This is a genomic window from Ruegeria sp. (assembly GCF_965221235.1).
GTDB lineage: Bacteria > Pseudomonadota > Alphaproteobacteria > Rhodobacterales > Rhodobacteraceae > Ruegeria.
Genome location: NZ_CBDCRS010000003.1, coordinates 585,786 through 592,086, shown reverse-complemented (window position 1 = coordinate 592,086; position 6,301 = coordinate 585,786). Strand labels below are relative to the sequence as shown.

Sequence of the window (6,301 nt, the reverse complement as noted above, 5' to 3'; positions counted from 1 at the left end):
ACAGGTTCCGATATTGGTTGCCGTGGACCGAGGCGGCACAACGGCGTGTTCCGTCCTTCCATCTGTCACAGCTGACAGCATACACAGCGTTCTGGAACCCCGGATTGATGATGACATCCTTCTGGTCACTGATGGAAACAACGTTTACCCGCCCTGCGCCAAGTCACTTGGGGTCAGACACGAAGCATTGAACCAGTCCGCCGGTGAACGGGTGCGTGGGGTGGCTCACATACAAACAGCCAACAATCGGCACAGTGGGTTGAAGGACTTCCTGCGCCGCTATCGCGGCGTTTCGAGCAAATACCTCGAAAACTACCTGCGATGGTTCGAACGGTGTGACCTGCTGAAATCATCGGCCAGATCCTGTCTCGCGACCGCGATTGGGACCTCATGCACACAATTTGCGAACTGAGCCTTCTATAATTGGCGGAACGCGGGCTTGCTGGCGGCAATGAGTGATTTGCTGGTTGCTGCCGCTCGTGAATTGGAGGGCCGCGCTGCCGAGCCTACGGCGGGTGTGATTGATAGCCAAAGTGTGAAAACTACAGAAAGTGGAGGCATTTGCGGATATGACGCCGGCAAAAAGACCAAGGGGCGCAAGCGTCATATTGTGACGGACGTCCTTGGGCTTCTGCTGATTATCATCGTTCATGCCGCCAACATCCAGGACCGTGACGGCGCTCCCGATCTGCTCAAAGCGGTCGGCAAAAAATTCCCTTGTTTGCTCCATATTTTCGCCGATGGTGGGTATGCGGGGGATAAGCTCCGACAAGCCATGGGTGATGAGTGGACACTGGAAATAGTCAAGCGACCTAACAAACCCCGATTCTGCTTAAGCGAGGGTGAGGGGATTCCCAAATCTGGCGTGGCCTGATTCATTATCCGTAACCGAAACCAACGGATAGGAATGCCCCTCGTGAACACCTCTATCACTGCTTTGTTTTGCTGTATCGATGATTTTGCAAAAACCTTCGAAGATTGGGAAAAGCATCGCCTGATCGACACAGGCCGCCAGCGGCTGCGGTCCGGGAAACTCTCGCTCAGCGAGATGTTGTTCATCATGGTTCTGTTTCACGGCTCAGCTTACAAGGATTTCAAGCATTTCTGGCTTTATGGGGTGGAGATCGAATACCGGGACTGCTTTGGCGATTTGCCAAGCTATGGCCGGTTCGTCACACTGATGCCACGCCTGCTCGTGCCATTTTGCGTGCTGCTGCATTGTTTCCGTGGAGAAGAGACCGGACTCTATTTTGCCGACAGCACCAAGCTGGCGGTTTGCCATAACGCCCGGATCAGCCGCAACAAGGTGTTCAAAGGACTGGCCAAACGCGGGCGTAGCACCATGGGCTGGTTCTTCGGCTTCAAGCTGCACATGGTCATCAATAGCAAGGGCCCAGTTATGGCTGTGAAGATCACAGCCGGAAACACCGATGATCGCAAGCCGTTTGAGGCTATGGTTGCCGAACTGGACGGCAAAATGTTCGCCGACAAAGGCTACATATCAAAAGCGCTTTTTCGGCGTTTGTGGCAGCGCGGCCTGCATCTGATCACCGGCATTCGCCGCAACATGAAAAACTACCTGCTGCCGCTCTTGGACAAGATCCTGCTGCGCAAAAGGTTCATCATCGAAACCCTGTTCGACAAGCTCAAGTCTGGCATGGGATTGGAACACACGCGGCACCGATCACCAACCAATGCCTTCGTTCACGTGCTCTCCTGCGTTGTGGCCTACGTTCTGGCGCAGCCGAAGGTCAAAATGGGGAAAGTTGTCGTCCCAGACGTCATTCGAAGCATTCCCAACGTGACATGACCTTATCCGGAATTCGGGTTAACTTGTTTGGTTGCCGTATCCGTGTAGTAGGCGCAGGAGCGGTCCGGCGCGAAACAGATCGCGTTCGAGATGGAGACATTCGGTACCAGTTGCCGCAACTCACCCTGCCAATACCGATAGATCGCCCCCGCGCCGGGTTCGGCGCTTTTACCCATCGTTCCGATCCAGAAACCGCCCCAAGAATCCGCGCGCCCGTCATTCGAGCGGGTGATTGGATTGTCGGCTTCCAAAGGGGCGATCAGGTCTTTCTGTTCAGTCTTGAGACTAAACCGCCAAAGCCCGCTTTCAGAGGCTACCAACAGCGTATCCCGGTCAACCCAACCCGCAGCCGAGACAAGCTCATCGAACTGCCAGCTGCGCGGTTCGCCGTTTTCCTGGGTCATCAGGCTCTTGCCCAGAATGTCGAACCAGAAAAGCTGCCGCCGCTCGGGGTGCCACAGCGGCCCTTCGCCCAACGCGCAGGGGCGGTCGTCGTAGATGGCGCTCATCCGGCGGCCTCATCATAGGCGGCGACGATCTGTGCGGCACGCCGCGCGACTTCGGAAACAGCCATGCCGGGTTTGAACAGCGCAGACCCGATGCCGAACCCGTCGGCGCTGGCTTTGATCCATTCGCCGAAATTCTCGGGACCTGCGCCGCCGACGGCATAAACCTGAGTGCCGGTGGGCAATACCGCGCGCAAGGCCGACAGCCCAGCGGGGCCAGCCAGAACACCGGGGAACAGCTTTAATCCGGTTGCCCCGGCTTTGAGCGCTGCAAAAGCTTCAGTCGGGGTGAAGATGCCGGGCCAGCTTTCCAGTCCCAGGCGATGGGTATGCGCGATCACCTGAGTGTCGCAATTCGGTGAGACGATCAGCCTGCCGCCTACGCCAGAGACCGCATCGACCTGCTCGGTCGTCAGAACGGTGCCTGCACCGATCAGGGCGCGATCGCCGAATTCGCGGGTCATGATGCCAATTGACTCCAAAGGGTCCGGCGAATTCATCGGCACTTCGATCTTGTCGATGCCTGCGTCGATCAGGGCTTGCCCGGTGGCTTTCGCATCAGATGATTTCAGGCCACGCAGAATTGCGATGATGGGTCGGCTCATGCAGTTTGTCTCGTTTGGTTGTGGGCATGGCGCAGGCCAGCCAGAGTGCATTCCGTGCTGTTGGCGGTTTCCACGAAAGCGCCTTGGTGTTGCAGGGCTTTGGCGTAGATGTCGGACAGGCCCTTGGCCCCGATGATCGCCAGTTGTTGACCCAGCCAATAGGGCCGCGTGGCCGCCAACTCCGCACCGATCAGAAAGCCCGACAGCTGCGCCTTTGCGGTAGCGCCATCCTGCCCTTGCAGCAAATCAGCGGCGCGCAGGCCAAAGAGCCGCGCGGCCAGTTGTTCCGGTTTGGACAGGACATCTGCCGCAGCCTCGGCAAAGGCGGCATCGTCCCATCCGTCGCCGACCGAATGCTGTAGCACCGATTGCCCGCTCAGCAGATCGAACATTTCACCAGTCATGAAGGTGCGGAAGCTGATCACTTCGTTAGCGCTGACCTGTACCCATTTCGTGTGTGTGCCGGGCAGGCAAATCACCCCGTCCCAGTTTGAGCGATGGGCCAGAAAACCCGCGATCTGGGTTTCTTCGCCGCGCATGACGTCCGGAGGGGTCGTCTGTTTTAACCCCGGCACAACAAAGGCGCGGATGCGTGAGTCTGTTCCCGGTACGCGGAAAGGCGCGACCGGCGTAGGCGGACACGGAACAGCAGAATAGGGGGCCTCGACCCAGCCCTGGCGCGCGCCGACCATACCGCAAGCGATGACATCGACTGGTGTGTTGCCCAGCCATCCTTCGATCAGCTCCAGCAGGGCCGTCTGGAATCCGTCTCGGCCCACGCGCGCCATGCCTTTGTCCGATTGCGCCTGATCCAGCGCGGCGTCTCCCTGCATCGCCCAGACCCTCAGGTGAGACGTTCCCCAATCAACAGCAATCCATTCTGGTTTCATGGCTCTACCCCGTTACGACCACGCCGCCATCAACGGCCATACACTGGCCCGTCATGGCCCGGCTGGCGTTTGACGCCAAAAACAAGGTGGGTGCAATCATGTCTTCGGGCGTCAGATGTTCTTTCAGGCACTGGCGGTTCAGATGCGCCGCCAGATCCTCGGGCGTCGCCCACATATCCAGCTGTTTCTGAGTCAGCACCCATCCCGGAGCCAGCGCGTTGACACGGATGTTCCGCGGCCCCAATTCACGCGCCAGAGATCGGGTCATGCCGGTAATGCCAGCATTCGACGTCGTGTAGATCGGATAACCCGCATTGCCCATCATGTAGCTGATCGAGCTGAAATTGATGATCGAGCCGCCCTGCTTCATCTGCCGTGCTGCTTCCTGACAGGCAAAATAATAGGCTTTGAGGTTTACCTCGATCATCCAGTCCCAGAACTCGGTGGTGGTTTCTTCCAGCGAGTGGCGTTTGTCATTGGCGGCGTTGTTGACCAGCACGTTCAGGGGGCCATGCGCCTCGGCGGCCTTCTGCATGGTGGCGTGCAGCAACTCAGTGTCGGTCATGTCGCCCTGCATGAACAGGGGCGCGCGGCCGTGTTTTTCGCGCATTTCTTCAACGAATTCACTGGCGTCCGAGCGGCCGATGAAGGCGACATTCGCCCCCTGTGCCAAAAAGCCATCGGTCAGGGCCGCACCGACGCCAGAGCCGCCGCCGGTGATATAGATGGACGCCCCGTTCAGGTCATGGAATGTGGCGGGTTGGGACATCAGTGGCTCTCTCTGGTCACAAGGCGGGTGTCTTTGCCAACAAGGAAATCAAGGTCAGCGCCCTTATCCGCTTGCAGCACGTGGTCGATATAGAGTTTCGCGTAGCCGCGCGTGTAATGCGGATCGTCCGGTTGCCATTCGGCACGGCGGGCGTCCAGTTCGGTTTCATCGACAAGCAGTTCCATCTCGCCCTTGCTGGCTGAAATGCGAATGCGGTCGCCGGTTTTCACTAATGCCAAGGTGCCGCCAGCCTGTGCTTCGGGGCTGACATGCAGGATGACCGTGCCATAGGCGGTGCCGGACATGCGCGCGTCGGAGATACGGATCATGTCGCGGACGCCCTCTTTAACCAGCCGTGCCGGGATCGGCATGTTGCCGACTTCGGGCATACCGGGATAGCCCTTTGGGCCACAGCCTTTGAGCACCAGAATGGTCTCGGGTGTTACCGGCAGATCATCTCGGTCAATATTGGCTTTGAGGTCTTCGATATTCTCGAAAACGAACGCCTCGCCCTCAGTCTCAAGCAATGCATCCGTCGCCGCCGAAGGCTTCACAATGGCCCCGTTTGGCGCGAGGTTTCCGCGCAGAACGCGTAGACCTGCAGCTGGTTTGACCGGATCGTTGAGGGGGCGGATGACGTCTGTATTGAAGCATTCAGCCCCTTCGTAGTGGGCCGAGATATCCTTGTTCAGCACCGTCTTGGCCGGGCGGAGGAAGGGTTTGAGTTCATTCAGCACCACCGGTACACCGCCAGCATAGCAGAAGTCTTCCATCAGGTATTTGCCCGAGGGCATGCAGTTCACCAGCAGCGGGATTTCAGACCCGATTTCGAAATCTTTCAGCGTTAGGTCCACGCCCACGCGGCCAGCCAGCGCCAATAGGTGAACGACCGCGTTGGTCGAGCCTCCCACGGCAGCATTGGCGAGGATGGCGTTCTCGAACGCCTCTTTGGTCAGGATGTCCGACGGCTTGAGGTCTTCGTCCACCATCTCGACAATCCGCTTGCCGGTCAGATGTGCCAGCGCCATCCGGCGTGCATCGACGGCGGGCAGGGCGGCATTGGTGGGCAGGGACATGCCCATCGCCTCGACCAGCGAAGCCATCGTCGAGGCCGTGCCCATGGTCATGCAGACGCCAGCACTGCGCGACATGCCGGATTCGGCGTTCATGAAGTCTTGCAAGGTCATCTCTCCGGCCCTGACGGCTTCAGAGAACTTCCACACGTCAGTGCCCGAACCGATATCCTGACCGCGATATTTGCCGTTCAGCATCGGGCCAGAACTGACGACGATGGAGGGCAGATCGACAGAGGCCGCGCCCATCAGCTGCCCCGGCGTGGTCTTGTCACATCCGCCCAGCAGGACAACCCCGTCGATGCCATAGGCGCGGATCGACTCCTCGACATCCATTGCCAGAAGGTTGCGGAACAGCATGGCGGTGGGCTTCATTTGAGTCTCGCCCAGTGACATGACGGGGAACTCAACCGGAAAGCCTCCGGCCTCCCAAACACCGCGTTTGACCCCTTCGGCCAGATCGCGCAGGCCCGAGTTGCACGGAGTCAGTTCCGACCATGTGTTGCAGATGCCGATGATCGGACGCCCATCAAAGGCGTGGTCGGGAAAGCCCTGGTTCTTCATCCACGAGCGATGGATGAACCCGTCTTTGTCGAGCTTTCCATACCAATGCGATGAGCGGCGTTTCTTAGTCATTGTTGTCAGCCT

6 protein-coding genes and 2 pseudogenes are annotated in these 6,301 nt (G+C 58.7%); 3 read left to right on the top strand and 5 right to left on the bottom strand.

What is annotated here, in order from left to right; all coding sequences use genetic code 11:
* The 3 genes and pseudogenes from ACOQOY_RS03065 to ACOQOY_RS03055 form a co-directional block, all read left to right on the top strand.
* On the top strand, nucleotides 1-412 hold a 412-nt coding region (locus tag ACOQOY_RS03065), incomplete at its 5' end, for an IS1595 family transposase (protein ID WP_420584013.1).
* Between the two features lie 3 nt (nucleotides 413-415).
* Nucleotides 416-826 (top strand): annotated as a pseudogene (locus tag ACOQOY_RS03060) (transposase); the annotation flags it as partial.
* Nucleotides 827-928: 102 nt separating this feature from the next.
* The gene (locus tag ACOQOY_RS03055) at nucleotides 929-1,810 is read left to right on the top strand and encodes an IS982 family transposase (RefSeq protein ID WP_420584028.1); all 882 of its coding nucleotides are present in this window, start codon (nucleotides 929-931) and stop codon (nucleotides 1,808-1,810) included.
* A gap of 20 nt (nucleotides 1,811-1,830) precedes the next feature.
* On the opposite strand, the pseudogene ACOQOY_RS03050 reads toward ACOQOY_RS03055, so the two are convergent.
* From ACOQOY_RS03050 to ACOQOY_RS03030, 5 genes and pseudogenes are all read right to left on the bottom strand, one after another.
* A pseudogene (locus ACOQOY_RS03050) lies at nucleotides 1,831-2,319 on the bottom strand (SMP-30/gluconolactonase/LRE family protein); the annotation flags it as partial.
* Nucleotides 2,316-2,921 carry a 2-dehydro-3-deoxy-6-phosphogalactonate aldolase gene (locus ACOQOY_RS03045; RefSeq protein ID WP_420584012.1) on the bottom strand — a complete coding sequence of 202 codons (606 nt, stop codon included), beginning with the start codon at nucleotides 2,919-2,921 and terminating at the stop codon, nucleotides 2,316-2,318. The pseudogene ACOQOY_RS03050 and the gene ACOQOY_RS03045, both read right to left, overlap by 4 nt.
* Nucleotides 2,918-3,811 carry a 2-dehydro-3-deoxygalactonokinase gene (locus ACOQOY_RS03040; protein ID WP_420584011.1) on the bottom strand — a complete coding sequence of 298 codons (894 nt, stop codon included), beginning with the start codon at nucleotides 3,809-3,811 and terminating at the stop codon, nucleotides 2,918-2,920. The genes ACOQOY_RS03045 and ACOQOY_RS03040 overlap by 4 nt, the downstream gene beginning before the upstream one ends.
* 4 nt (nucleotides 3,812-3,815) lie before the next feature.
* Nucleotides 3,816-4,580, bottom strand: coding sequence for an SDR family NAD(P)-dependent oxidoreductase (locus ACOQOY_RS03035; protein ID WP_420584010.1), 765 nt, complete (start codon nucleotides 4,578-4,580; stop codon nucleotides 3,816-3,818).
* On the bottom strand, nucleotides 4,580-6,289 hold the full coding sequence (locus tag ACOQOY_RS03030) for an IlvD/Edd family dehydratase (protein ID WP_420584009.1): 1,710 nt from the start codon (nucleotides 6,287-6,289) through the stop codon (nucleotides 4,580-4,582). Before ACOQOY_RS03030 ends, ACOQOY_RS03035 begins: the two co-directional genes overlap by 1 nt.
* Nucleotides 6,290-6,301: the final 12 nt, after the last annotated feature.

Bases quoted from the DNA above. Each gene is read 5' to 3' on its own strand.
- ACOQOY_RS03040 (WP_420584011.1), bottom strand. From the start codon at position 3,811: ATGAAACCAGAATGGATTGCTGTTGATTGGGGAACGTCTCACCTGAGG.
- ACOQOY_RS03035 (WP_420584010.1), bottom strand. From the start codon at position 4,580: ATGTCCCAACCCGCCACATTCCATGACCTGAACGGGGCGTCCATCTAT.
- ACOQOY_RS03030 (WP_420584009.1), bottom strand. From the start codon at position 6,289: ATGACTAAGAAACGCCGCTCATCGCATTGGTATGGAAAGCTCGACAAA.
- ACOQOY_RS03045 (WP_420584012.1), bottom strand. From the start codon at position 2,921: ATGAGCCGACCCATCATCGCAATTCTGCGTGGCCTGAAATCATCTGAT.